Consider the following 25,567-nt stretch of genomic DNA (forward strand, 5'->3'; position numbering starts at 1 on the left):
CCTGTGGGAGCGGCCTTGTGTCGCGATGGGCCGCAAAGCGGCCCCAAAATCTCCAGCCAAACTGCAGAATCGGCCACGTCAGCCGATAACCTGTCCACAGCATCACTCATGGCCGCTTGCCAGCCCTCGGGACATGATGCAACCTTGCCAAATCCGCCGCAGCCAAAAGGCAGCGTTCCCTCTTCAAGCGAGTCTTCGATGAAAAGCCAACCCGATGCCGCCAGCCGTGTGGCGGCCGAGGTCGTGACACAGTTACCCGTGCCCTCGCGGCTCGGCATGCTGCGTTTCGAAAGGCTCAACGAAGCCACCTGGGCCATGCTCTACCTTGACCCAGCCTGTGAGCGCCAGTTCGGCCTGAAAACCGGCGAGTTGTGTGCCCTGATTGACGCGCCCTACGCCAGCCTGATGGAACCCGAAGCACGCTACCGGCTGCACGACGAAATCCAGTTGCAACTGGCCCAGCGCGGCTACTATCGCGTGCGCTACACCCTGCACACGCCGAGCACCGCGCTGCGCCTGCTGGAAGCGGGTGAAGCCTACAAGCAACACAACCGCCAGCTGTTGCGCGGCTACCTGAGCGTGCTCGACGACCAGCAGGAAGAGACCGGCGAACCCGGCGCCAGCGACCTGGAGTCACGCAACAACCGCCTGCAACTGGCCCTGCAGCTGAACCAGCGCACGCAGCAGGAACAACTGGAGCACCTGGAGCGGGTGCGCGGCCAGCAGGACCTTATCCTGCGCCTTGCCCGCCATCGCTACAGCGCGGGCAACTCGCTGCTCGAAGCGGCCCAGCTGATCACCCAGAGCGCCTGCGAAATCTACAAGGTCGACAGCGCCAGCATCTGGCACCTGGAAGACCAACGCCTGGAACCGATCATCGCCTGGTACCGCGACGCACAGGAGCACCGTCAGCCCGAAGCCATCGATGCCAGCCGCTTCCCCGACTACCTGGATGCACTGCACGCAAGCCGCGCCATCGACGCTCACAACGCCGGCCACGACCCGCGCACCCGCGCCCTGGCGCAAAGCATGCGCCCGGAAAACAAGGCCATGCTCGACGCCAGCATCCGTGTCGATGGCCAGGTGATTGGCGTGCTGTGCCTGGAGCAAACCGGCCAGCCACGGGCCTGGCAGTCGGACGAGATTGCCTTTGCCGGCGAGCTGGCCGACCAGTTCGCCCAAGTGATCACGAACCACAAACGACGGGCCGCGGCCAGCGCCCTGCACCTGTTCCAGCGTGCGGTCGAGCAGAGCGCCAGTGCCTTTCTGCTGGTGAACCGCGACGGCCGGGTGGAGTACGTCAACCCCAGCTTCACCGCCATCACCCAGTACAGTACCGACGAAGTGCAGGGCCGCCAGTTGGGCGAGCTACCGGCACTGGAGAACCTCAGCGAACTGCTGTTCGACTCGCCGTCGAGCCTGGCCATGGGCAACAGTTGGCAGGGCGAGTTCAAGAGCCGGCGCAAAAACCTGGAGCCGTACTGGGGCCAGTTGTCGATTTCCAAGGTGTACGGTGACAACCGTGAGCTGACCCACTACATCGGCATCTACGAAGACGTCACCCAGACCAAGCTGGCCCAGCAACGCATCGAACGCCTGGCTTACACCGACAACCTCACCAACCTGGGCAACCGCCCGGCGTTCATCCGCAGCCTGGACGAGCGCTTCGCCCGCGATGGCGAAAGCTCGATGTGCCTGCTGCTGGTGGACATCGACAACTTCAAGCGCATCAACGACAGCCTTGGCCACCAGACCGGCGACAAGCTGCTGATCAGCCTGGCCAGGCGTTTGCGCAACAGCCTGCACAGCGGTGGCATCCTGGCGCGCTTTGCCAGTAACGAGTTCGCCGTGCTGCTCGACGACACCAGCCTTGAAGATGGCCAAGGCGTTGCTCAACAGTTGTTGTGCACCCTCGACAAGCCGATGTTCGTCGACAACCAGCTGATCAACGTCACCGCCTCGGTAGGCCTGGCCTGTGCACCGTTGCACGGCGTCGACCCGGCCAGCCTGATGAAGAATGCCGGCCTTGCATTGCACAAGGCCAAGGCCAACGGCAAACACCAGGTACAGGTGTTTACCGAAGTGCTCAACGCCGAAGCCAGCTACAAGCTGTTCGTCGAGAACAACCTGCGCCGTGCCCTGACCCAGAATGAGCTGGACGTGTTCTACCAGCCCAAGCTGTGCCTGCGCAGCGGTCGCCTGCTGGGCCTGGAAGCGCTGCTGCGCTGGAATCACCCCGAACGCGGCATGATCCGCCCGGACCAGTTCATCAGCGTGGCCGAGGAAACCGGCCTGATCATCCCTATCGGCAAATGGGTGGTGCGCCAGGCGTGCTGCATGAGCCAGCAACTGCGCAAGGCCGGCCTGGGCAACCTGCATGTAGCCATCAACCTGTCGCCCAAACAGTTCTCCGACCCGGACCTGGTGGCGTCGATCAGCACCATCCTCAAGGAAGAAGCCCTGCCCCCGCACCTGCTGGAGCTGGAGTTGACCGAAGGCCTGCTGCTGGAAGCCAGCGAAGACACCCACCGCCAGCTGGACGAGCTGAAGGCCCTGGGCCTGACCTTGGCCATGGACGATTTCGGCACCGGTTATTCGTCGCTGAGCTACCTGAAGAAGTTTCCGATCGACATCCTCAAGATCGATCGCAGCTTCATCAACGAAATCCCCGACAACCAGGACGACATGGAAATCACCTCGGCGGTGGTGGCCATGGCCCACAACCTGAAGCTGAAGGTGGTGGCCGAAGGGATCGAGACGCCGGAGCAACTGGCGTTCCTGCGCCGCCACCGCTGCGACGTGGGCCAGGGCTACCTGTTCGACCGGCCGATTCCCGGGCGCGAGCTGGCCGAGCGGCTGAAGCGCTATCCGCGTGGCCCGGTGGCCTGACAGCTGCGTAATCCTCGGGCACTATAGAAGCCATTCGGGCCCTTTCGCGGGCACGCCCGCTCCCACAGGAACACCACAACCTTTGAAACCTGTGCTGTACCTGTGGGAACGGGCATGCCCGCGAAGGCCCAAACCCCTATCCCACTGAATAAACACAGAGGAACGGCCATGGTCCTGCGTTCGGAAATCCTGGTGAACAAAAACGTCATGCCAACTGCGGAACAGGCCCTGCCTGGCCGCGACACGCCAATGAGCCTGCCCGAGTTCCACTACGTCTTCAAAGACACCCCGCTGCTCGGCCCGTTCTTCGAAGGCGCCATCGACTTCGCCATCTTCGGCCTGGGTTGCTTCTGGGGCGCGGAGCGCCGATTCTGGCAGCGTGAAGGTGTGGTCAGCACCGTGGTCGGCTACGCCGGCGGCTTCACCCCGCACCCTACCTACGAAGAAGTCTGCTCGGGCCTGACCGGCCACACCGAAGTGGTGCTGGTGGTGTTCGACAAGGACAAGGTCAGCTACCGCGAACTGCTGGCAATGTTCTGGGAGCTGCACAACCCGACCCAAGGCATGCGCCAAGGCAACGACATCGGCACCCAGTACCGCTCGGCCATCTACTGCACCAGCCCGGAACAGCTGGAACAGGCCAAGGCCAGCCGCGACGCCTTCCAGGCCGAGCTGAGCAAGGCCGGCTTCGGTGAGATCACCACCGAAATCGACCAGGCACCGACCGTCTATTTCGCCGAGGCCTACCACCAGCAGTACCTGGCCAAGAACCCGGACGGCTACTGCGGCATCGGCGGCACCGGCGTGTGCCTGCCACCCAGCCTGCAAGGTAACTGAAGCATGAGCACGATGACCCTGTTCCACTCGCCGTTGTCGCCTTTCGTGCGCAAGGTCATGGTGGTGTTGCACGAGACCGGCCAGCTTGAGCGTGTGCAACTGCAGCCGGTGAACATCAGCCCGGTGAGCGGCGACCCGCAGCTCAACCTGGACAACCCGATCGGCAAGATCCCGGCCCTGCGCCTGGAAGACGGCACCGTGCTGCACGACAGCCGGGTGATCTGCGAGTACCTTGACCTGCAGCACGTTGGCCTGCCGCTGCTGCCGCGTGAAGGTTCGGCGCGCTGGCGGCGCATGACCTTGGTATCACAGGCCGATGCGATCATGGATGCGGCGGTGTCAAGCCGGTATGAGAGCTTCCTGCGGCCAGAAGACAAGCGCTGGGAGGGCTGGCTGCAAGCGCAGGGTGACAAGATCCGCCGTAGCCTGGCCAACCTTGAGCAGGAGCACTTGCCGGAGCTGATCTCCGGCTTCGACCTGGCGGCGATTGGTGTGGCCTGTGCGCTGGGCTATCTGGATTTGCGTCAGCCCGGGTTTGGCTGGCGTGAGCGCCAGCCTGGGTTGGCGGCGTGGTATGCCGAGGTGGTCAAGCGGCCATCGATGGTCGCTACAGCGCCAGTGGCCTGAGGGCCCCTTCGCGGGTAAACCCGCTCCTACAAGGTTTTGACACAGTGTTCGGTATCTGTGGTGGGCTTGTGGGAGCGGGCGTGCCCGCGAAGGCCTCACCTCGGTATCACAGGAAACAACAGCCCGATCCTGAGCGCCAACCAGCGCCCGATCTCTCTATCCTCCCTCATGCCGCCCTCCCCACACGCGCCCAGTCCAGCCGCCGGGTCAGCACCATGAACACCCCAAGCAATCCGAAACACAACAGCGACCCCATCAGCAGCGCATAGTCTTCGGCACTCAGCAGCCCGAAGAGCAGCGCGTACAACGCCGCCAAACCCGCAGCAAAACCCACCCCTCGCCACAGGCTGCGTAAAACATGGCTCAGGTAGAAGCCGATCAGCAGCACACAGCCCGAAGCCGACAGCCCATACGCCAGGCCAAAGCCAATGTGCTCGGATAACGACAGCAGCAGCAGGTAGAAGAACGCCAGCGCCACGCCCACCAGGATGTACTGCACCGGGTGCACACTCAGGTTTTTCAACACTTCGAACAGGAAGAAGCCGGCAAAGGTCAGGGCGATGAACAGCAACGCGTACTTGATCGCCCGCTCACTCTTCAGGTACTGGTCCACCGGGTCGATAAAGCTCACGCCGAAGCTGCGCTCGCTGAAGTCTTCGCAACGGCCGGCAGTGGCGCATTGGCGCAGGGCATCTTCGAGGTTGGTGGCGAAGAACGACGTCTGCCAGTGGGCGCTGAAGCCTTGCGCATCGATGTCGCGGCGGTTGGGCAGATAGCTGCCGACGAAGCTCGGATGCGGCCAGTTGGCACGCATGTCAACGCTGCTGGTGCGGCCCACCGGCACGATGTGCAACTGGCCGGTGCCTTGCAAAGCAAGGTCGAAGCCGTAGCTGAATTCCCGTGCCTGCATACCGTCCAAAACCGGCAGGCTGGCATGCACGCCACCGCGCATCCAGTCGAGCTGGGTGCCGGCCTCGAACGGCACCTTCTGTTCGTCCATACTCAGTTCCAGGCCATTCTCGATGCCGCGGATATCACTGATACCCACCACCAGGAACGGCTTGTCGAAGCGATAGTCGTCAAAGTCCTTGTCGATGCCCCAATGCGCCGGGAGCTTGAAGCGGCCGCTGATGCGGCCTTTGGTGTGGAACAACCGGGCCTGGTAGATGCCGCGTGCGCGCAGTTCGGTGTCCACCCCCAGGTCGGCGTCGAAGGTTTCCGGCAGAAAGTACAGGTGGCCGGCGATGGTGCTGGTTTCCTGGGTACGCTCACCGTCCTTTTCGATCCAGCGGCGCTGGTACTTGCGGTACGGCACCACCAGCAGCGGGCCGCTGAGTTGCTGATCGAAGCTGGTGCTCTGGGCGATATCGCGCAGCACGCCGTCGCGCATGGCCTGGCGGTCGTCGATCAGGCCGTTGATCAGCAGTAGCGGGATGAGCAACAGCAACATCAGCATGGCGATCATGCCGAGTTTGAAACCGAGGGTCTTGTTCATGTGGCCTCCTGTGGCAGTGGGCGCAGTGTCTGCGCCTTGCGTGGAGGCTTTGTGGAGCGCGTGTGTGATTTACGTGTATTTGGACTGCTGCGCCCCGCCTATCTCAGCTAATGCGCCGCACCGGCAGCCACAACCGCACCCGCACCCCGCCATCGACATTGTCCACCGCCAATGCCCCGCCATGCAGCTGCATCACCTCGGCCACGAAGTTCAGCCCCAGCCCGGTGCTCTTGCGCCCGCTCCCGGGCCGCGGCAGCGAGTAGAACCGCTCGCTGACCCGCCCGATGGCGTAGGCCGGTATCGCTTGCCCCTGGTTGAACAAACTCAACGCCACCCGTTCGCCATCGCGCTCCAGATCGAACAGCAGCGTGCCCCCTTGCGGGGTGAAGTCCAGTGCGTTGTCGAGCAGGTTGGCCAACGCCTGGCGCATCAGAAACGGATCGCAGAGCAAGCGCAAAGTGGCAGGCACCCGCTGACGTACCTGCAAACCGGCGCCTTCGATACGCGCTGCATGGGCCAGCAGCAACTCATCGACCAACGCCGCCAGCGCCACCTGCTGCTCGTCCTCCAGCGCCTGCATCTGCTCGACCCTGGCCAGGTTGAGCAGCCGCTCGATCATCTGCTGCAAACGCTCGCTCTCGCGCTCGATATTGTCGGCAAAGCGCGCCCGCTGATCAGCGGGCATGTCCTCGCCCTGCAACAGCTCGGAAGCACCACGGATGGCCGCCAGCGGGCTTTTCAGCTCGTGAGTCAGGGTGTGCACGTAGCGCTCGACATAGGCCTTGCCTTCCAGCTGGGTGCGCATGCGCTCCACTGCCTGTGCCAGGTTCGCCAGCTCGCCGCCCTTGTAATGCGGAAGCTCCGCACGCTCACCTTCGCTGACCGCCTGCGCATAACCTGCCAACTTGCGCAGCGAGCGCGCAAGCCACCACGACAGAGCCGCGCCGATCAGCAAGCCCAGGCCGATCAGCCCCAGCCCCAGGGTGAGCAGGCGCCGCTCGGAGCGGTCGATGTAGGGTTGCAATGAGCTATTGGGCTTGGCGACGGTGACAACGCCGATGATCTTGCCGTTGTCGATGATCGGCGCGCCAACGTGCATCACCGAGGTGCTTTCGTCGTTGGGGTCGCTGCGGGTGGAGCGGGCGCCATACTGGCCACGCAGGGTCAGCAGCACGTCATTCCACTGCGAGTAATCCTTGCCCAGGGCCTCGCCACTGGAGTCCAGCAACACGATGCCCTTGGCGTCAGTGACATAGATACGGTGGCTGACCTGGTTCTTGGCCAGCCCCCAGATCTGTGCGCCCGGGCTGCGCGAGCCGTAGGCCTCGAGCACCTCGGGCAGGCGGCCCTGGTTCAGGGTGCCGGCCTTGACGTCGTCCCGTAGGATTTCTGCCAGCAGGTTGGCAGTGTCTACCAATGTTTCTTCGGAGGATTGGCGCACTACCGGGCGAATCTGTTCGCGTACGGTATTGAGCAAGAAGTAACCGGCCAAACCGACGAACAGGAAGTACACCAGGAAGATGCGAATACCCAAGCGCATCAGGCGTGCTCCGGGCTATAGCTGTAACCGAGGCCGCGATGGGTCTGGATCGGCTCGGCGTCACCCGCTACCTGGCGCAGCTTGGCGCGCAGGCTCTTGATATGGCTGTCGATGGTGCGCTCGTAGCCCACGTCGGAGGCCACGCCCAAAGCGTCGAGCAGCTGTTCGCGGCTGAACACCCGCTGCGGTTGTTCGAGCAGGCATTGCAGCAAGCGGAACTCATGCCGGGTCAGCGTGAGCGGCTGGCTGCGGTAGCTGATCTGCATGCGCAAGGTGTCGAGGTGGAACAAGGTGGTTTCGCCGACAACCTCGGCCCTCGGGGCCATGCGTTTGAGGATCGCCCGAACGCGCGCTGCCACTTCACGAGGGCTGAAAGGTTTTACTACGTAGTCGTCGGCACCGATTTCCAGGCCTACTACGCGGTCGATTTCACCGTCCCGGGCGCTGAGAAACATCACCGGCACCTCGGTGAACCGGCGCAGTTGGCGACAGGTTTCGAAGCCACTGATGTCGGGCAGGCCGATGTCGAGGATGACCAGGTCGGCCGGGCGCTGGCGCTGCTGCTCGAGGGCGGCACTGCCCAAGGTTACCCACTCGGTGCTGTGACCGTCGGCCTGCAGGGCGTAGACCAGGGTGTCGGCGATGGCGGCTTCGTCTTCGACGATGAGGATATGAGGCATGGCGTCCGGCCTTGCGGTTTTGAAGGTTGGCACATCTCAGTGTAGGAGCGGGCTTGCCCGCGAACACCGGCGAAGCCGGTGCCTGACACCCCATTATGTGTGTTCGCGGGCAAGCCCGCTCCTACATTGTATGGCGCACGCTTCAGATCAGCAGCCTGGCTTGCCAGCAGTGAACTTCTTCGCCGGGTTGACCGCCGCCTTGAACTCGCGCAGTGCCTTGGAACCCACCAGCAGCGGGTAGTTGAAGTTGCTGCGGTCCACCAGATTCACCTCGACGGTGCGCTTCACATCCCCCAGGCACAACTCCAGGTCGACCACCGGGCGCTTGGAGATCTCTGGCGCATCCCCTTCGTCCTCTTCATCGGCACGGCCCTTGATCTTGCTGATGCGCGAGACCTTGTGCTCGTACACCTTGCCGTCCGATTCCTTGGTCGCCAGGCGGAAGCGCACCCACTCGTCCCCATCGCGGGTGAACAGCTCGATATCCTTGGCCGACAGCGACGCGGTGAAGGCGCCAGTGTCCATCTTGGCTTTCAGGGTTTCGCCCAGCTCGGGCAGGGCGATGTTCTCGTAACGGCCGTAGATAGTGGGTTCTGCGGCCATCACCGGCAGCGCCAACAGCGACAACATGGCTAAAAGAGATTTCACAAGCAGGCTTCCTTGAGAGGGTCAGTGCTTAGATTGCACTGGACAGATAGGTTCGCTGTCACAAGCCTAACCAACATAATGTGAAACATTTGTCCCCGCCGTCGGGCATTGGACATTTGGCGTAGACCTGGGCGCTGCTTATCATTGCGCCCTGCCAACTTCCCACAACAAGAGTTTCCTTATGCGTCGCCTGTTTACCGGCATTCTTACGACCACCCTGCTGCTGCTCAACACCGTGGTGTTGATCTGCCCGCTGCTGGTCTTCGCCCTGCTCAAGCTGGTGTTGCCGGGCCGTGGCCGCGACTACGCGTCGTGGGCGGTGATGTGGGTGGCCGAAACCTGGTCGGAAATCGACAAAGCCATCTTCGCCCTGTGCATCCCTACCCAGTGGGACATCCGCGGTGTGGAAAACCTGCGCAAGGACACCTCGTACCTGGCCGTGAGCAACCACCAGACCTGGGTCGACATCCCGGCGCTGATCGAAAGCCTCAACCGCCGTACACCGTTCTTCAAGTTCTTCCTGAAAAAGGAACTGATCTGGGTGCCGTTGCTGGGCCTGGCCTGGTGGGGGCTGGATTACCCGTTCATGAAGCGCTACAGCAAGGCGTTTCTGGAAAAGCACCCGGAGCTCAAGGGCAAGGACCTGGAAATCACCAAGGCGGCCTGCGAGCTGTTCAAGCGTCAGCCCGTGACCGTGGTCAACTACCTGGAAGGCACCCGGTTTACTGAAGCCAAGCGCCAGGAGCAGCAGTCGCCGTATCGCTACCTGCTCAAGCCCAAGGCGGGTGGTGTGGCGTTTGTGCTCGCGGCATTGGGCGAGCAGTTGGATGCCCTGCTGGATGTGACCATCGTGTACCCCGGCAACAAGGCGCCGGGGTTCTGGGACTTGCTCAATGGCAGCATCAGCCGGGTGATTATCGACATTCAGGTGCGGGAGCTGGACCCAGCGTTGTGGGCGGGGGATTACGAGAATGATCCCGAGTTTCGGCAGACGGTTCAGGCTTGGGTGAACCAGCTGTGGGTGGCGAAGGACCAGCGGATCGAGCAGCTGCGCGCGGAGATGGGCTGAGACCTCTGCCGCCTGAACTGGCCTCCTCGCGGGTAAACCCGCTGCTACGCGGATTACCACATCCCCAAGGATAGGCTCTACCTGTGTAGGAGCGGGTTTACCCGCGAAGAGGCCGAAGCAGGCAGCCGGTTGACATCAGCACGGTTACGTTGCGCCCCCTGATAATTCTGCTAGTTGTGCGCGGCCTCGCAAAGACCCAGACTTGAGCAGCATGTCTCTTGCGAGCGGCTCTCAAGTGAAAATCACCGCCCTGGTCTACAGCCCTTACGGGCACATCGGCAGCCAAGCAGGTAGAGCCACGATAATAGGCTTCAAGGATGAACTATTTGATCCGCTCCTTGGCACCTATGCATTGGGGCGAGGATACCGAAGCTATAGTCCAGCCTTGATGCGCTTCCTCAAGCCCGATGATCTCAGCCCGTTCAGCGACGGTGGCTATAACGCCTACGCATACTGTGCCTGTGACCCCATCAATTACCGTGATGATACAGGGCAACAGCGGGAATTCGCCAATTTACAAAAATTTTGGGAGCAAAAGTCTAACCCGAAACCTCAACGAACAGCACCGCTGACAAAAAAGCCTGCGGCGCAGGTAACAGAGCCCCCTCTGTTGAACGCCAGGCACTCGGTCTCACACCATCTGGCGAAAAAGAAGACTGTTGCCTTTCACAAAGACATAACGATCAAGACGTACCCGAAGGAACAGGTCACCCACAAAAACAGCCTTCTCAAAGAAAGACGATCATTAGCCATCTATGTAAAAAATCTTACGAAACGCGCAGCGCGAAAAAAGCAAGACTACGACGAACTTTTGGAACCTTCTTCGAAAGCCTTCGCCAAAACCCAAGGGATCAGTGACCAACGATATCGTACAGAAATGGAATCACGCAAAGTCTGGCTGACTGAAGCACAATATCGAATCAGAGCCCTGGAAGAGACGCTCAAGACCTTCGATGTATGACGTCTGGCCTTGTGATAATCTCAAACCGATGGCGTGCTCACTGGCGCCGGCGTGGTCCACAGGCTACCCAGGTTCTGCAGCAACGACCCGGCGATGCCCTGCTGGCCGAGGTACTGCAGGATCAGCGGGGCAAACTGGCCGATCATTCCGGTATCCATACCCAGTGCCTTGAACGCATTGTCCAAGTCATTACGGCTCTCCACGTCGTTGCCCAGCGCGTTGCTCAATGCCGACTGACTTTCGCTGTTCTTGCCCAGCAAATCGCCCAACCCGCTCAAACTACCGAGCATATTGGCACCGGACAACAGGTCCAGACCCGGCACGGCCTTGGTCAATTGGCCATAGTCCTCACTGCTCAGGTTGTTGCGCGCCAACCCCAACATCGCCCCTGCGCCGCCCACGGCCTGTTCGGGGGTGATCTTCAATTCGCTGCCCAAGGTGTTGAGCAGATTGGCCTGCGCCTCGGGGGCCTGCACCTGGCCTTGCAGTTGCGGGTTCTGCATGGCGGACACGGCATTGGCGGCGTCGCTGAGGTTGAAGGCGAACACCGGGCTGGCGGCCAGGGTCATCAGGGTTGCCAAGGTGAGTGCTTTCATCGGAAGGGACCTCGTCGGCCGGGATGGCCTGGAAAACGAAGGGTTTGACTGGAAATCTGAGGGATTGTTCCGGGCCCCAGCAGGCGCGTACCTGATATTTCTACCAGTAGTCAATTGCTCAAGACACTTCAGATAATCGTAGTGCCCACGCCATCCATTTCCGGGGCCAACTGCAGACAACGGGAGCACGTCGGTGAAAAACAGTCCTGATACCCCCAAATATTTCTACCAGACCAATAAACTGACCACTGTCATTGGAAATGATCAGAAGCGTTCAATCCTGCGGATTGGAACCCTCCCTCTTGCTGAGTCCGCTGGCAAAGAAGCAAAAAGCTCCCAGCTTCTCGCAACGGATGAGATGGACTCAGTGCTTGTCGTGAGCACGCCTGACGGAAAGAAAAACAATCACAACTATACCCCCTTCGGATTCAACGACAAACTGCCATCAGGATCCACAGCGATGGGATTCAACGGCGAGTTCATATTGGAAAACATGCACCTTTATCTTCTAGGCCAAGGACACCGTGGCTTTAGCACCGAGATGAGACGGTTCATCGGACCGGACAACGCTGAAAGCCCATTCGCCCGAGGCGGGGTCAATGCTTTCGCGTACTGTGTGAACGACCCAGTCAATCGGAAAGACGAAACGGGGATGTGGGGTATTTTCAAGCCTAGAACGTGGTTTCGTAGTAACCAAGCAAAATTGGAGCAGCGCGTGGAAAGCATGACGGTTATTAATGCAAACCTGACAACGCAAACCGCCGAACTCACTACTTTAGTCAAGGAAAGAAAATACGGAGGAAAAACATTCGACAAAAGAATTGAGGCCGCTAAAAAAACCCTCCAAAAAACGCTTGACAGGGGCTTAAAAAAGAAACGCGGCATAAATAAATACATTGAGAACAAAGACCTTGTATACATTTTCCCCGAACTCGAAAAAGCCCAGCAAGCAATAACGGATTCAACCCCTGTCACCTATCGCCCAAAAAGCGGGAACACAGACAGCGGAAACATGTTCTACACCCGTAAAAAATATGACGATCCTAATGACGACAGAAACTACCAATTCGGGGCAACCGACGCAAACAATGAGACGCGCCGGCCACAATCGAAGTAATTAACTGTCTGTATGAAAATGACTGAGCAGTGGCCCTTTGCTCCAGGGCCACTCACCAGGCTTCGGAACTGATGAGGTATGTGCGGGCGGCGCTCGATTTCAAAAGCGATGAAAGGCTTATGACAAGCACCTCCGGCTGAGATGCCTTATCAGAATGGACAAAAAGCCCCTCGATGCGAGGGGCTCTTTTTACTCGACGCTGATTACGCCGCACCCCACATTTTGTGCGGGTCGATAACGAATTTCTTCGGCACACCTGCATCAAACTCGCCATACCCTTCCGGCGCCTGATTCAGGTTGATCACCTGCACACCTACCAATTCAGCAATGTTGATGCGGTCCCACATGATCGCCTGCATCAGCTGGCGGTTGTAATGCTTGGTCGCTATCTGGCCGGTGTGGGAGCTGTGCAATTTGCTCCGGCTCAGGCCGAAGCGGATGCTCAGCGCGCGAATTTTGCTAAGACTTTCAGGTTTTACATCGGGGCGACCGCTGCGAAATCAGCGACCGGTTTTGACAGGTTGCCCTGGTATGAATCACAAGGCTTCGCCTTCATGGCAGCTGTGCATGGGGCACTTCGTGTGCGCCGGGTTTTGGTTCACCTACCGATCTAAGACTGTTATTTCTGCCAGTATCCAAATTCCTGTGGCAATTCAGAATGGGTTGCATGCCGCCTTCATTCATCCAGCACGGTAGGGATTTGAATCATGAGCAAAGCATCGAACAGTTCCCTTTTCTTCTATTACGACAACAAGCTCGTAACCGTGAAACACGGGGACCAGCATCGCGCCATCTTGCGAAATGCAGAACAACCGCTGGCAGAGCTGAGCACAAGCGACACCCACACCTGCAGCTTGCTGGCCACCGATGACAAAGGCTCGGTGCTGTCGGTACAACAAGCGGATGAAGACGAGCAGCACACTTATTCGGCGTATGGACACGATCCAGGATTGCCTTCCTCGCGTACGCAGCTGGGCTTCAATGGCGAGGTTTTGCTTGCGGCGCCGAACAGCTACCTGCTGGGCAACGGCTATCGGGCCTACCACCCAGCCTTGAGGCGGTTTGGTTCCCCTGACAGCTGGAGCCCCTTTGAAGGTGGTGGCGTGAACGCTTATGCCTATTGCAGCGGGGATCCGATCAACCGCATCGACCCAAGCGGACATGTAGTTGCGCTTGTTCAACCTGCTAGCCAGCAGCTACTTATCCCTAAGCCTAAGCTACCCGCACACATCTTCACCACGCAAAAGTCGCCCATCGTGCGGCGTTATGAGGTCGAACACTATGAAACCGCAAGCAATACCGTCATCCAGACTGTGGGAACACAGCGCAACAGCAAAACCATGGCCGTCACCTCGACGCGCCGAACGTTGCGCACAACCGAGCTTATTGAGGTAGTTGCTGATCCGCACAAGGGACCAGCAACGGTGCATGTCACTCGTACCAGCCTCGATAGCTATCTGGAGGCCAGCTGGGAATTGCATGCCGCCGAAGCGGCGAACGCGCTCGGGGATCCAACGTTCGCAGCGGGCCCGGCTATTATCAACAATCTGCAAAACCGTCGCGAGGGGCTGGTAATGATAGGTGAGTGGTTGGCCCGCAGGGCGGCAGATCCGTCCGACCTGACTGCGTACGATAAAGGCACGTTTCGGGTGAGCAGTGGGGCATCGGCAGTGCGCCGCTAGCCCCACAGCCCCCAGAAAAACGCCCCTCTCAGCGAGGGGCATCATGGGCTGCGATCAAGCCGCGCCCCACATCTTGTGCGGGTCAATCACAAACTTCTTAGGCACACCCGCATCAAACTCGCCATACCCTTCCGGCGCCTGATCCAGGTTGATCACCTGCACACCCACCACTTCAGCAATGTTGATGCGGTCCCACATGATCGCCTGCATCAGCTGGCGGTTGTATTTCATGGTCGGGGTCTGGCCGGTGTGGAAGCTGTGCGATTTCGCCCAGCCCAGGCCGAAGCGGATGCTCAGCGCGCCGATCTTGGCAGCGGCATCCACCGCGCCTGGGTCTTCGGTTACGTACAGGCCCGGGATACCGATGTTGCCGGCCACGCGGGTCACTTGCATCAGCGAGTTCAGCACGGTGGCCGGGGCCTCGTGCTTGGCACCTTCGTGGCCATGGCCACGGGCCTCGAAGCCGACGGCGTCGACAGCGCAGTCCACTTCCGGCTCGCCGAGGATGTCGACGATCTGCTCGTGCAGCGGGGTGTCCTTGGACAGGTCGACCACTTCGAAGCCTTGCGACTTGGCGTGGGCCAGTCGAGCCGGGTTGAGGTCACCAACGATTACGCAGGCGGCGCCCAGCAGGCGCGCCGAGGCAGCGGCAGCCAGGCCGACCGGGCCGGCACCGGCAACGTAGACAGTGCTGCCTGGGCCTACGCCAGCAGTCACGGCACCGTGGTAGCCGGTGGGCAGGATGTCGGACAGGCAGGTCAGGTCACGGATCTTTTCCATGGCCTTGTCGCGCTCAGGCAGCTTCAGCAGGTTGAAGTCGGCGTATGGCACCAGCACGTATTCGGCCTGGCCACCGGTCCAGTCACCCATGTCGACGTAGCCGTAGGCACCGCCGGCGCGGGCCGGGTTTACAGTGAGGCAGACACCGGTGTGCATCTCTTTGCAGGAGCGGCAGCGGCCGCAGGCGACGTTGAACGGGACCGATACCAGGTCGCCGATCTGCATGCGCTCGACATCGCGGCCCTTCTCGACGATTTCACCGGTGATTTCGTGGCCCAGAACCAGGCCGACCTGGGCAGTGGTACGGCCACGGACCATGTGCTGGTCAGAACCGCAGATGTTGGTGGAGACCACCTTCAGGATGACGCCGTGTTCGATTTTCTTGCCGCGCGGGTCCTGCATTTTCGGGTAGTCGATGTGTTGCACTTCGACCTTGCCGGCGCCGAGATATACCACTCCACGATTGCCAGACATTGCTTGTACCTCGCTTGATTATTATTTATGCAGCGTTGGTTGAAGCGCCGCCATCCGTGGGCGGCATGTACTACTGGAATGCAGGGAATTGTGGGCCGGATGGGGCCGGACGCACTGACTGGAAGCGACAGGGAGATGCCTTTTAGCGGCAGGGTTGTCGTTGGGGAATATGGGCAGACAGAGGGGCGGCCGGCGCGGGCCTCTTCGCGGCTAAAGCCGCTCCTACGGGGACCGCACCAACCCGAGGGCTGTGCTGTACCTGCAAGAGCGGCTTTAGCTGCGAAGAGGCCGGTACCGGTTATTACAGAACGACAGTCCGGTTGGCGTTCAGGAACACCCGCCGCTCGATGTGATAACCCACCGCCCGCGCCAGCGTCAGGCACTCGATATCCCGCCCTTTGGCAATCAGGTCTTCGGGATAGTGACTGTGATCCACCACCTCGACACCCTGGGCAATGATCGGCCCTTCATCCAGGTCGTTGTTGATGTAGTGCGCTGTGGCACCGACCATTTTCACGCCCTTGTTGTAGGCCTGGTGATAAGGCTTGGCGCCTTTGAAGCCCGGCAACAGCGAGTGGTGAATATTGATCGCCCAACCATCCAGACGGCGGCAAAGCTCGGGCGACAGTACCTGCATATAGCGGGCAAGAATAACCAGCTCAGCACCGGTCTCCTCGATCACCTGCAGCACCTTGCGCTCTTGCCCAGGCTTGTCCTTGGGGTCGAGGGCGAAGTGGTAGTAAGGGATCTTGTGCCACTGCGCCAAGGGTTCGAGGTCCGGGTGGTTCGACACCACCGCGACCACATCCATACCCAGTTGCCCAATGCGCTGACGATACAGCAGGTCATTCAGGCAATGGTCAGCCTTGGACACCATGATCACCACCTTGGGGCGGTGGTTGGGCGCGGTCAGCTCGAAGGCCATACCGAACGCTTCGCTGCGCTCGGCGAGGCCGGCCCGGAAGCCCGCCTCGTCAAAATCGTCCGGCTGACGGAACTCGACGCGAATGAAGAAGCGTCCCGACTGCCGGTCATCGAAGGAGTGGTGCTCCGTCACGTAGCAGCGCTGCTCGAAGAGGTAACGCGTCACCACGTCGACGGTGCCGAGCATGCTCGGGCAGTCGGCGGTGAGAATCCAGGTATCCGGTGCCCGACTCATGTTCTTGCTCCTTAGGCTTCGATGCTCAGGCCGTATTCGGCAGAAGCATCCTGCAGCCACAGCCACCAGTAATCGGCGAAGCTGCGGCGAATTACCAGCTCCCAGGTGTCTTCTGCAGTGCGGCGGATCACCAGTTGCGACTTGGCGAACACGGTGCCCACGGCCTTGCCCACCGGGAAGTTGTTCGGGTGAACATCATAGCTGGTGGACTTCATCAGCACGTCGCGCACGTTCGGGCCGCGCAGTTCCAGCAGGCTTTGCCCGCCACTGACATTGACGACCTGAATGTGCTGGCCTTCAAGGGCCGCGCGCAGCTTTTGCTCCGCTGCCAGCTCCTGGCCGCCGGGCACGATCAGCAGCCACTCATCTGGGCCGACCCATTGCAGCGACATGTCCTTGTTGGCGACCACGGTCAGCGCCACGGGCAGCTCCAGGCCAAGGGCCTTGTGCACGCCGGCGGCGAATTCCGGGTTGTGGCCATCACCGCGCAGGGTGAGGTGACCGAGGAACTTGCGTTCACGCAGGGTCACGCCTGCGTTCTTGCGGCCTTTGCCTACCAGGCTGGCCAGGTCGGCATGGTGCAGTGGCGACTGGGCTTTGGCCTCGGCGCCGGGGTTTTGCTGGAAGACGTTGATAGCGCTCATTTCTTACCTGCCTTGAATTCTGGATTCGACCACGATGCCTGCGGGAGACGGCCATCCTGTGGGAGCGGGCATGCCCGCGAATGCGATGTTGAATTCACCGCCCTCTTCGCGGGCACGCCCGCTCCCACAGAGACCTCATTCCACGCTTGGCACCGGTTGGACCGGGGGCCTTAGACGTTCTGCCGCTCACCCTTCGGATCGAAGAACACCGAAGACACGATTTCCGCCTCGATCACGCTGCCATCTGCCTGCGGCGAGTAGACACGCTCGCCCATGCGCTTGAGGCCGCCTTTGACCACACCCATGGCGAACGAGTAGCCCAGGGAGTTGGACGCGTAGCTGGAGGTGACGTGGCCGACCATGTCCATCGGGATCGGCTGTTTCGGGTCGAACACCAGCTGGGCGCCTTCCGGCAGCCACTTGGTCGGGTCGACCGGCTTCAGGCCCACCAGCTGCTTGCGGTTCTCACGTACGCAGTCTTCGCGGTTCATGCCACGCAGGCCGATCCACGAGAACGGCTTGTTGCGGCCAACGCACCAGCTCATGTTCAGGTCGTCCGGGTTCATCGAACCATCGGTGTCCTGACCAACGATGATGAAGCCCTTCTCTGCACGCAGTACGTGCATGGTCTCGGTGCCGTACGGGGTCAGGTTGTACTTCTTGCCGGCCTCGATGATCTGTTCCAGCACGCCCATGGCGTAGTTGGCCTGCACGTTCACTTCGTACGACAGCTCGCCGGTGAACGAGATACGGAACACGCGGGCCGGCACGCCACCGACGTTGCCTTCCTTCCAGGTCATGAACGGGAAGGCTTCCTTGTCCATGTCGATGTCGGTCAGCTCGCTCAGCAGCTTGCGGCTGTTAGGGCCGGACAGGGTCATGGTGGCCCAGTGGTCGGTGACCGAAGTGAAGTACACCTTCAGCTCTGGCCATTCGGTCTGGTGATACAGCTCCATCCACTGCAACACGCGGGCAGCGCCGCCGGTGGTGGTGGTCATGATGAAGTGGTTGTCGCCGACGCAGGCGGTTACGCCGTCGTCGAAGACCATGCCGTCTTCCTTGCACATCAGGCCGTAGCGGGCCTTGCCCACGTCGAGCTTGGTCCAGGCGTTGGTGTAGATGCGGTTGAGGAATTCGCGCGCGTCCGGGCCCTGGATGTCGATCTTGCCCAGGGTCGAGGCGTCCAGCAGGCCGACGCTGTCGCGCACAGCCTTGCATTCACGCGTGACGGCAGCATGGATGTCTTCGCCGGCTTTCGGGAAGTACCACGGGCGCTTCCACTGGCCGACGTCTTCGAACTCGGCGCCATTCTTCACGTGCCAGGCATGCAGGGCAGTGAAGCGCACGGGCTCGAACAGGTGACCACAGTGACGGCCCGCTACCGCGCCGAAAGTAACCGGCGTGTAGTTGGGGCGGAACATGGTGGTACCCATTTCCGGGATGGTGATGCCGATCGAACGGGCGGCGATGGCCAGGCCGTTGATGTTGCCCAGTTTGCCCTGGTCGGTACCGAAGCCCAGCGCGGTGTAGCGCTTGACGTGCTCGACCGACTCGAAGCCTTCACGGGTGGCCAGCTCGATGCCGGCTGCGGTCACGTCGTTCTGCTGGTCGACGAACTGCTTCGGCCCCTTGGTGCCTTTGTCGTGCGGCACCAGGAACAGTGCCACGGTGGCCTCTTCCTTGCGCGCCACGGTTTTTGGCAGGGTGCCGACAGTGGCCTTGAAACCAGCCTCGGTGGCTGCGCGAACGCCGCCTTCGAAGCCATCGGCAATCACATCGCCCAAGGCATACACGCCGTTGATACCACCGACGCACTCGCGCTTCTGCGGGGCATCGCCCGGCACAAAGCCAAGGATATCGTCACGCCATACCGGGCGACCGCCCAGGTGCGAAGCCAGGTGCACGATCGGGCTGTAACCGCCCGAGGACGCGATCAGGTCGCACTCGAGGACTTCGCCTGGGCTGGTGACTTTGTGCGCCTGCACATCGATCGCCGCCACACGGGCACCGGTAACGTGCTTGCTGCCTTTGGCCTCGACCACGGCGCTGGAGGTGAGGATGCGAATGCCTTTGGCACGCGCTTCTTCAACCAGCGAGCCACGTGGGTTGTGGCGGGCGTCAGCGATGGCGACCACTTGCAGGCCTGCGTCGTGCCAGTCCAGCGCGGCGCAATAGGCGTGGTCGTTGTTGGTCGACAGTACCAGCTTGCGACCCGGCGCCACGCCATAGCGGCGAACATAGGTGGAAACAGCACCGGCCAGCATGTTGCCCGGCACGTCGTTGTTGCCGTACACCAGCGGGCGCTCGTGGGCGCCGGCAGCCAGTACCACGCGCTTGGCGCGAACGCGGTGCACGCGGTGGCGAACCTGGCCGATCGGGGCGCGGTCGCCGAGGTGGTCGGTGAGGCGCTCGTGAATGGTCAGGAAGTTATGGTCGTGGTAGCCGTTGACCGTGGCACGTGGCAGCAGGGTCACTTCCGGCAGGCCTTCCAGCTCTTTGACCACGGCGTTGACCCACTCGGCAGCAGGCTTGCCGTCGAGGGTTTCGCGGGTGTCGAGCAGGCTGCCGCCGAACTCTTCCTGCTCGTCAGCCAGGATCACACGGGCACCGCTGCGCGCAGCGGCCAGTGCGGCAGCCAGGCCAGCAGGGCCGGCGCCCACGATCAGCACGTCGCAGTGCCGGTTCATGTAGTCGTAGCTGTCAGGGTCGTTCTGCAGCGGCGCACGGCCCAGGCCGGCGGCTTTACGGATGTACTTCTCGTAAGTCATCCAGAACGATTTGGGGTACATGAAGGTTTTGTAGTAGAAGCCCGGCGGCATCATGCTGCCGCCTACCTTGCCGAGGATGCCCATGACGTCGTTGTTGACGTTCGGCCAGCCGTTGGTGCTGGTGGCGACAAGGCCCGCGTACAGCGCCTGTTGGGTGGCGCGCACGTTGGGGATCTGGGTAGCTTCGCTGGAGCCGATCTGCAGGATGGCGTTCGGCTCTTCGGTACCGGCGGCGATGATGCCGCGCGGGCGCGAATACTTGAAGCTACGGCCGACAATGTCGACGCCGTTGGCCAGCAACGCGGCGGCCAGGCTGTCACCGGCATAACCCTGGTAGGTCTTGCCGTTGAAGGTGAAGTTCAGGACCTTGCTGCGGTCGATACGGCCGCCGCTGGCGAGGCGATAGGTCTGGCTCATACTTTTTCCCCTTGGCCTTTGACGGTCGACGTGGCGCTGGCGGCTTTGCCGTTGGCGGTCACTTGCGGCTTCTCGCCAATCTTGTAGGTTTCCAGAATTTCGTAGGTCACGGTGTCACGGGTGACGTTGAAGTACTGGCGGCAGCCGGCAACGTGGTCCCACAGTTCATGGTGAATACCGCGTGGGTTGTCACGGTAGAACATGTAGGTACCCCACTCCTCGTCGGAGCAGGCGTTAGGGTCCAGCGGGCGGGCGATATGCGCCTGGCCAGAGGCGTGGAACTCTTCTTCGGAGCGCAGCTCGCCGCAGTGGGGACAGAAAATATGCAACATGACGGTGTCTCCGGTTAGTGGGCGACGGCGGCGGCGCCGTGTTCGTCGATCAGTGCGCCGTTGTAGAAACGGTCCATAGAGAACGGCGCGGCCAGTGGGTGCATTTCGCCCTTGGCCAGGCTCGCGGCGAAGACGTTGCCCGAACCGGGGGTCGCCTTGAAGCCGCCAGTACCCCAACCGCAGTTGAAGAACATGTTCTTGACCGGGGTTTTGGTGATGATCGGGCAGGCGTCCGGCGAGGTATCTACGATGCCGCCCCACTGGCGGTTCATGCGAACACGCGACAGGTTGGGGAACATCTCGACGATGGCCTGCAGGGTGTGCTCGATCACCGGGTACGAACCGCGCTGGCCGTAGCCGACCCAGCCGTCGATACCGGCACCGATCACCAGGTCGCCCTTGTCGGACTGGCTGATGTAGCCGTGTACGGCGTTGGACATGATCACGCTGTCGATGATCGGCTTGATCGGCTCGGATACCAGCGCTTGGAGCGGGTGCGATTCCAGCGGCAGGCGGAAGCCGGCCAGCTTGGCCATGTGCCCGGAGTTACCGGCGGTGACCACGCCGACGCGCTTGGCGCCGATGAAGCCTTTGTTGGTTTCCACGCCGATGACCGCGCCGTTTTCCTTGCGGAAGCCGATCACTTCGGTTTGCTGGATCAGGTCGACGCCCAGGGCGTCGGCAGCGCGGGCGAAGCCCCAGGCCACGGCATCGTGACGGGCAACGCCGCCACGACGCTGTACGGTAGCGCCGAGGATCGGGTAGCGGGTGTTCTTGGAGCAGTCCAGGTACGGGATTTCGGCCGCAACCTGGGCAGTGTTCAGCAGCTCGCCATCCACGCCGTTGAGGCGGTTGGCGCTGACCCGACGCTCGGAGTCACGCATGTCCTGCAGGGTGTGGCACAGGTTGTAAACGCCGCGCTGGGAGAACATCACGTTGTAGTTCAGGTCCTGGGACAGGCCCTCCCACAGCTTCATGGCGTGCTCGTACAGGTGCGCCGACTCGTCCCACAGGTAGTTGGAACGCACGATGGTGGTGTTACGGGCGGTGTTGCCGCCGCCCAGGTAGCCCTTCTCGATCACGGCAACGTTGGTGATGCCGTGCTCTTTGGCCAGGTAGTAGGCCGTGGCCAGGCCATGGCCGCCGCCACCGACGATGACTACGTCGTAAACCTTTTTAGGGGTTGGCGTGCGCCACATCCGCTGCCAGTTTTCGTGGTGGCTGAGGGAGTGCTTGAAAAGGCCGAAGCCCGAGTAACGTTGCATGGTGTGTGACTCCACTCAGCGGTAGACAGGGAAATCTGCGCACAGGGCCGCGACGTTCTTCGCCACATCGGCTTCGACGTCTGCGTCACCGAGGTTGTCGAGGATGTCGCAAATCCAGCCAGCCAATGCCACACACTGAGCGACCTTGAAGCCGCGGGTGGTGACGGCCGGGGTGCCGATACGCAGGCCCGAAGTGACGAACGGCGACTGCGGGTCGTTCGGCACGGCGTTCTTGTTGACGGTGATATGCGCACGACCCAGGGCGGCGTCGGCGTCTTTGCCAGTCAGGCCCTGACGGATCAGGCTGACCAGGAACAGGTGGTTGTCGGTGCCACCGGAAACCACATCGTAGCCACGGTCGATGAACACCTGGGCCATGGCCTGGGCGTTTTCGATCACTTGCTGCTGGTAGGCCTTGAATCCAGGCTCCAGCGCTTCCTTGAAGCACACCGCCTTGGCAGCGATCACGTGCATCAGCGGGCCACCCTGGGCACCCGGGAATACAGCGGCGTTCAGCTTTTTCTCGATCTCTTCGTTCGACTTGGCCAGGATCAGGCCGCCACGCGGCCCGCGCAGGGTCTTGTGGGTGGTGGTGGTGACCACATCGGCGAACGGGATCGGGTTCGGGTACAGACCAGCGGCAACCAGGCCGGCAACGTGGGCCATGTCGACGAACAGCAGTGCGCCCACCTTGTCGGCGATGGCGCGGAAGCGTGGGAAGTCGAGAGTCTTGGAGTAGGCCGAGAAACCGGCAACGATCATTTTCGGCTTGTGCTCGACCGCCAGGCGCTCGACTTCGTCGTAATCGATCAGGCCGGTGTTGGTGTCGATGCCGTACTGGACAGCGTTGTACAGCTTGCCCGAGGACGACACTTTGGCGCCGTGGGTCAGGTGGCCACCGTGGGCCAGGCTCATGCCCAGAATGGTGTCACCGGCTTGCAGCAGGGCCAGGTAGACCGCGCCGTTGGCCGACGAGCCGGAGTGCGGCTGGACGTTTGCGTAATCGGCACCGAACAGCTGCTTGGCGCGCTCGATGGCCAGGGCTTCTACCTTGTCTACGTGCTCGCAGCCACCGTAGTAACGCTTGCCCGGGTAGCCTTCGGCGTACTTGTTGGTCAGGCCGCTGCCTTGGGCCTGCATGACGCGCTTGCTGGTGTAGTTCTCCGAGGCGATCAGCTCGATGTGATCTTCCTGGCGCTGTTCTTCGGCATTCATCGCCGCCAGCAGTGCATCGTCGTAACCCTGGATCTGGTCTTGCTTGCTGAACATTGTGTATCTCCCGGCAGCGATCGTTTTTTGTCGTGGGGCACTGTGGCCCTTTGTGGCGATGTTATGACTGGCGGGGTCAGGTCAGATGCCTGCGCACGCCTTGCAATGGCGCGTTTACGACATTCTCTTTGTGCCACCCATGCGCGCCCCTTCGCGGGCGCGCCCGCTCCCACAGTGATTGGCGTTTGCAGGACCCTTGTGGGAGCGGGCGTGCCCGCGAATAGGCCGGCACAGTCATGAACAGAAATCGCTGCACGGGTTGTATAGGCAAGTGCTGAATCGATGGTTTAGAGTGCTGATCTGCGTCGTTCACAGGACCGTGCCATGACAGACAAGAGCCAACAATTCGCCAGCGACAACTATTCCGGCATCTGCCCCGAAGCCTGGGCGGCGATGGAAAAAGCCAACCGCGGCCACGACCGCGCCTACGGCGACGACCAGTGGACCGAGCGTGCATCGGAGTACTTCCGCAATCTGTTCGAAACCGACTGCGAAGTGTTCTTCGCCTTCAACGGTACCGCGGCCAACTCCCTGGCCCTGGCGTCGCTGTGCCAGAGCTACCACAGCGTGATCTGCTCCGAGACCGCCCACGTCGAAACCGACGAATGCGGTGCGCCGGAGTTTTTCTCCAACGGCTCCAAGCTGCTGACAGCGGCCAGCGTCAACGGCAAGCTGACGCCACAGTCTATTCGTGAAGTGGCGCTCAAACGCCAGGATATCCACTACCCCAAGCCGCGCGTGGTGACCATTACCCAGGCCACCGAAGTCGGCACGGTGTACCGCCCCGACGAGCTGAAGGCGATCAGCGCCACCTGCAAGGAGCTGGGCCTGAACCTGCACATGGACGGCGCACGCTTTACCAACGCCTGTGCTTTCCTGGGCTGCAGCCCGGCCGAACTGACCTGGAAGGCCGGTGTGGATGTGCTGTGCTTTGGCGGCACCAAGAACGGCATGGCGGTGGGCGAGGCAATTCTGTTCTTCAACCGCCAGCTGGCCGAAGACTTCGATTATCGCTGCAAGCAGGCCGGGCAACTGGCGTCGAAAATGCGCTTCCTGTCGGCGCCATGGGTCGGGCTGCTGGAAGATGGCGCCTGGTTACGCCATGGCAACCACGCCAATCATTGCGCGCAGCTGCTGGCATCGTTGGTCAGTGACCTGCCGGGGGTAGAGCTGATGTTCCCGGTTGAGGCCAACGGGGTGTTCCTGCAGATGCCGGAGCACGCCATCGAGGCGCTGCGGGGCAAGGGCTGGCGCTTCTATACCTTCATTGGCAACGGTGGCGCGCGCTTCATGTGCTCGTGGGATACCGAAGAAGCGCGGGTGCGTGAGCTGGCGGCGGATATCCGCGCGATCATTGCTGGCTGAGAGATTGCCGGGAGGGCTTTGCCCTCTATCGCGACACAAGGCCGCTCCCACAGGGGTTATGCATTCGCCTGCAGGTGATGCAATCCTCTGTGGGAGCGGCCTTGTGTCGCGAAAAAGCCGCAAGGCGGCCCCGGCAATCTAAAGCCTGAACCCACCCATCTGGCGCGCCAGGTCATCGGCCAGACCACGCAATGCCTGGCATTCTTCCCGACACCCCTGCACCTCCGCCGCCGTCTCACGCGCCAAATCGGAAATCCCCTGCACCGTCCGGTTGATTTCCTCGGTCACCGCCGACTGCTCCTCGGTAGCCGTGGCCACCTGGTGGTTCATGTCACTGATGTGCTCTACCTGGTCGGTAATCGCGCTCAGCGATGCCCCGGTGCGCTGGCTCGATTCCACGCCACTGCCGGTGGCCTGCTGCCCTGCCTGCATTGAACTCACCGCCGAACCTGCACCTAGCTTCAGGCGCTGGATCATCTGCTGCACTTCGTCGGTGGACAGCTGTGTGCGCCGGGCCAACGTACGTACTTCATCGGCCACCACAGCGAACCCGCGCCCCATCTCCCCTGCCCGCGCAGCCTCGATGGCAGCGTTCAACGCGAGCAGGTTGGTCTGCTCGGAAATGCTGCGGATTACCGCGAGCACTTCATCGACCGAGGCGACTTCGTCGGCCAGCTGGCTAACCGCATCGGCCGCTTTGCCGATGTCGCCCGACATGCCCTCGATGCCACGAATGGATCGTTGCACCACCTCGCGGGCCTGCAACGCCTCGTCTCGTGCCGACTGCGACGCCTGGGCCGCATCGCCGGCATTGCGGGCGATGTCCTGCACGGTCAGGCCCATCTCGTGTACAGCAGTGGCGACCATTTCGGTCATCTCCTGCTGGCGCCCGGAGCGCTCGGCGGTATTGTCCACCACCTGGGTTACCTGCTCCACGGCCCGCCGCAGCCGCT

Annotated in this window: 21 protein-coding genes and 1 pseudogene; 8 read left to right on the forward strand and 14 right to left on the reverse strand. The window is 61.6% G+C overall.

What is annotated here, in order from left to right; translation table 11 throughout:
• Positions 1 to 198: 198 nt before the first annotated feature.
• The 3 genes from ACF8Q6_RS11580 (at position 199) to ACF8Q6_RS11590 (ending at position 4,353) form a co-directional block, all read left to right on the forward strand.
• A complete protein-coding gene (locus ACF8Q6_RS11580) occupies positions 199 to 2,889 on the forward strand; it encodes a putative bifunctional diguanylate cyclase/phosphodiesterase (RefSeq protein ID WP_392498820.1) in 2,691 nt (896 codons plus the stop codon).
• Between the two features lie 168 nt (positions 2,890 to 3,057).
• Positions 3,058 to 3,726, forward strand: a complete 669-nt coding sequence (msrA, locus tag ACF8Q6_RS11585) for a peptide-methionine (S)-S-oxide reductase MsrA (RefSeq protein ID WP_010951691.1) — start codon at positions 3,058 to 3,060, stop codon at positions 3,724 to 3,726.
• A 3-nt stretch (positions 3,727 to 3,729) separates the two neighbouring features.
• The gene (locus ACF8Q6_RS11590; protein WP_323600706.1) at positions 3,730 to 4,353 is read left to right on the forward strand and encodes a glutathione S-transferase; all 624 of its coding nucleotides are present in this window, start codon (positions 3,730 to 3,732) and stop codon (positions 4,351 to 4,353) included.
• Between the two features lie 166 nt (positions 4,354 to 4,519).
• Here the strand turns inward: ACF8Q6_RS11590 and creD are convergent, their stop codons facing one another.
• The 4 genes from creD to ACF8Q6_RS11610 form a co-directional block, all read right to left on the reverse strand.
• Positions 4,520 to 5,848: a cell envelope integrity protein CreD gene (gene creD, locus ACF8Q6_RS11595; RefSeq protein WP_392490087.1), complete on the reverse strand. Its 1,329-nt coding sequence runs from the start codon at positions 5,846 to 5,848 to the stop codon at positions 4,520 to 4,522.
• 103 nt (positions 5,849 to 5,951) lie between these two features.
• Positions 5,952 to 7,388, reverse strand: a complete 1,437-nt coding sequence (gene creC / locus ACF8Q6_RS11600; protein WP_392490088.1) for a two-component system sensor histidine kinase CreC — start codon at positions 7,386 to 7,388, stop codon at positions 5,952 to 5,954.
• Complete coding sequence (gene creB, locus ACF8Q6_RS11605; RefSeq protein ID WP_392490089.1) at positions 7,388 to 8,068, reverse strand: two-component system response regulator CreB; 681 nt, start codon at positions 8,066 to 8,068, stop codon at positions 7,388 to 7,390. The genes creC and creB overlap by 1 nt, the downstream gene beginning before the upstream one ends.
• A gap of 147 nt (positions 8,069 to 8,215) precedes the next feature.
• Positions 8,216 to 8,716, reverse strand: a complete 501-nt coding sequence (locus ACF8Q6_RS11610) for an ATP-dependent zinc protease (protein ID WP_014860930.1) — start codon at positions 8,714 to 8,716, stop codon at positions 8,216 to 8,218.
• 181 nt (positions 8,717 to 8,897) lie between these two features.
• Here ACF8Q6_RS11610 and ACF8Q6_RS11615 point away from each other — a divergent pair, with 181 nt between their 5' ends.
• A complete protein-coding gene (locus tag ACF8Q6_RS11615) occupies positions 8,898 to 9,785 on the forward strand; it encodes an acyltransferase (RefSeq protein ID WP_392490090.1) in 888 nt (295 codons plus the stop codon).
• Positions 9,786 to 9,996: 211 nt separating this feature from the next.
• Positions 9,997 to 10,746: an RHS repeat-associated core domain-containing protein gene (locus ACF8Q6_RS11620; RefSeq protein WP_392490093.1), complete on the forward strand. Its 750-nt coding sequence runs from the start codon at positions 9,997 to 9,999 to the stop codon at positions 10,744 to 10,746.
• Between the two features lie 20 nt (positions 10,747 to 10,766).
• Here ACF8Q6_RS11620 and ACF8Q6_RS11625 read toward each other — a convergent pair whose 3' ends face one another.
• The gene (locus tag ACF8Q6_RS11625) at positions 10,767 to 11,342 is read right to left on the reverse strand and encodes a DUF2780 domain-containing protein (protein ID WP_143494272.1); all 576 of its coding nucleotides are present in this window, start codon (positions 11,340 to 11,342) and stop codon (positions 10,767 to 10,769) included.
• 193 nt (positions 11,343 to 11,535) lie between these two features.
• Here ACF8Q6_RS11625 and ACF8Q6_RS11630 point away from each other — a divergent pair, with 193 nt between their 5' ends.
• On the forward strand, positions 11,536 to 12,459 hold the full coding sequence (locus ACF8Q6_RS11630) for an RHS repeat-associated core domain-containing protein (protein WP_392490091.1): 924 nt from the start codon (positions 11,536 to 11,538) through the stop codon (positions 12,457 to 12,459).
• Positions 12,460 to 12,662: 203 nt separating this feature from the next.
• On the opposite strand, the pseudogene ACF8Q6_RS11635 reads toward ACF8Q6_RS11630, so the two are convergent.
• Positions 12,663 to 12,911 (reverse strand): annotated as a pseudogene (locus tag ACF8Q6_RS11635) (formaldehyde dehydrogenase, glutathione-independent); the annotation flags it as partial.
• 255 nt (positions 12,912 to 13,166) lie between these two features.
• Here ACF8Q6_RS11635 and ACF8Q6_RS11640 point away from each other — a divergent pair.
• On the forward strand, positions 13,167 to 14,141 hold the full coding sequence (locus ACF8Q6_RS11640; RefSeq protein ID WP_392490092.1) for an RHS repeat-associated core domain-containing protein: 975 nt from the start codon (positions 13,167 to 13,169) through the stop codon (positions 14,139 to 14,141).
• A 54-nt stretch (positions 14,142 to 14,195) separates the two neighbouring features.
• Here the strand turns inward: ACF8Q6_RS11640 and fdhA are convergent, their stop codons facing one another.
• The 7 genes from fdhA to ACF8Q6_RS11675 all read right to left on the reverse strand — a co-directional run bounded on the left by fdhA (position 14,196) and on the right by ACF8Q6_RS11675 (position 23,249).
• The gene (gene fdhA, locus ACF8Q6_RS11645) at positions 14,196 to 15,395 is read right to left on the reverse strand and encodes a formaldehyde dehydrogenase, glutathione-independent (protein ID WP_011953256.1); all 1,200 of its coding nucleotides are present in this window, start codon (positions 15,393 to 15,395) and stop codon (positions 14,196 to 14,198) included.
• A gap of 301 nt (positions 15,396 to 15,696) precedes the next feature.
• Positions 15,697 to 16,554 (reverse strand): formyltetrahydrofolate deformylase, encoded by an 858-nt coding sequence (gene purU, locus ACF8Q6_RS11650; protein WP_016714526.1) that lies wholly within the window; start codon positions 16,552 to 16,554, stop codon positions 15,697 to 15,699.
• 11 nt (positions 16,555 to 16,565) lie between these two features.
• On the reverse strand, positions 16,566 to 17,198 hold the full coding sequence (locus ACF8Q6_RS11655) for a sarcosine oxidase subunit gamma (protein WP_003255677.1): 633 nt from the start codon (positions 17,196 to 17,198) through the stop codon (positions 16,566 to 16,568).
• 170 nt (positions 17,199 to 17,368) lie between these two features.
• Positions 17,369 to 20,383, reverse strand: coding sequence for a sarcosine oxidase subunit alpha (locus tag ACF8Q6_RS11660; RefSeq protein ID WP_392492730.1), 3,015 nt, complete (start codon positions 20,381 to 20,383; stop codon positions 17,369 to 17,371).
• Positions 20,380 to 20,715 carry a sarcosine oxidase subunit delta gene (locus ACF8Q6_RS11665; protein WP_003255679.1) on the reverse strand — a complete coding sequence of 112 codons (336 nt, stop codon included), beginning with the start codon at positions 20,713 to 20,715 and terminating at the stop codon, positions 20,380 to 20,382. The genes ACF8Q6_RS11660 and ACF8Q6_RS11665 overlap by 4 nt, the downstream gene beginning before the upstream one ends.
• Before the next feature lie 14 nt (positions 20,716 to 20,729).
• Positions 20,730 to 21,980, reverse strand: a complete 1,251-nt coding sequence (locus ACF8Q6_RS11670) for a sarcosine oxidase subunit beta family protein (protein ID WP_003255680.1) — start codon at positions 21,978 to 21,980, stop codon at positions 20,730 to 20,732.
• 15 nt (positions 21,981 to 21,995) lie between these two features.
• Positions 21,996 to 23,249, reverse strand: a complete 1,254-nt coding sequence (locus ACF8Q6_RS11675; RefSeq protein WP_003255681.1) for a serine hydroxymethyltransferase — start codon at positions 23,247 to 23,249, stop codon at positions 21,996 to 21,998.
• A 324-nt stretch (positions 23,250 to 23,573) separates the two neighbouring features.
• Here ACF8Q6_RS11675 and ACF8Q6_RS11680 point away from each other — a divergent pair, with 324 nt between their 5' ends.
• Complete coding sequence (locus tag ACF8Q6_RS11680) at positions 23,574 to 24,614, forward strand: low specificity L-threonine aldolase (protein ID WP_392491340.1); 1,041 nt, start codon at positions 23,574 to 23,576, stop codon at positions 24,612 to 24,614.
• A gap of 138 nt (positions 24,615 to 24,752) precedes the next feature.
• Here ACF8Q6_RS11680 and ACF8Q6_RS11685 read toward each other — a convergent pair whose 3' ends face one another.
• The gene (locus ACF8Q6_RS11685) at positions 24,753 to 25,490 is read right to left on the reverse strand and encodes a methyl-accepting chemotaxis protein (protein ID WP_370588310.1); all 738 of its coding nucleotides are present in this window, start codon (positions 25,488 to 25,490) and stop codon (positions 24,753 to 24,755) included.
• Positions 25,491 to 25,567: the final 77 nt, after the last annotated feature.

The organism is Pseudomonas sp. GLN_2, assembly GCF_043106005.1.
In the GTDB taxonomy this organism is placed as follows: domain Bacteria; phylum Pseudomonadota; class Gammaproteobacteria; order Pseudomonadales; family Pseudomonadaceae; genus Aquipseudomonas; species Aquipseudomonas alloputida.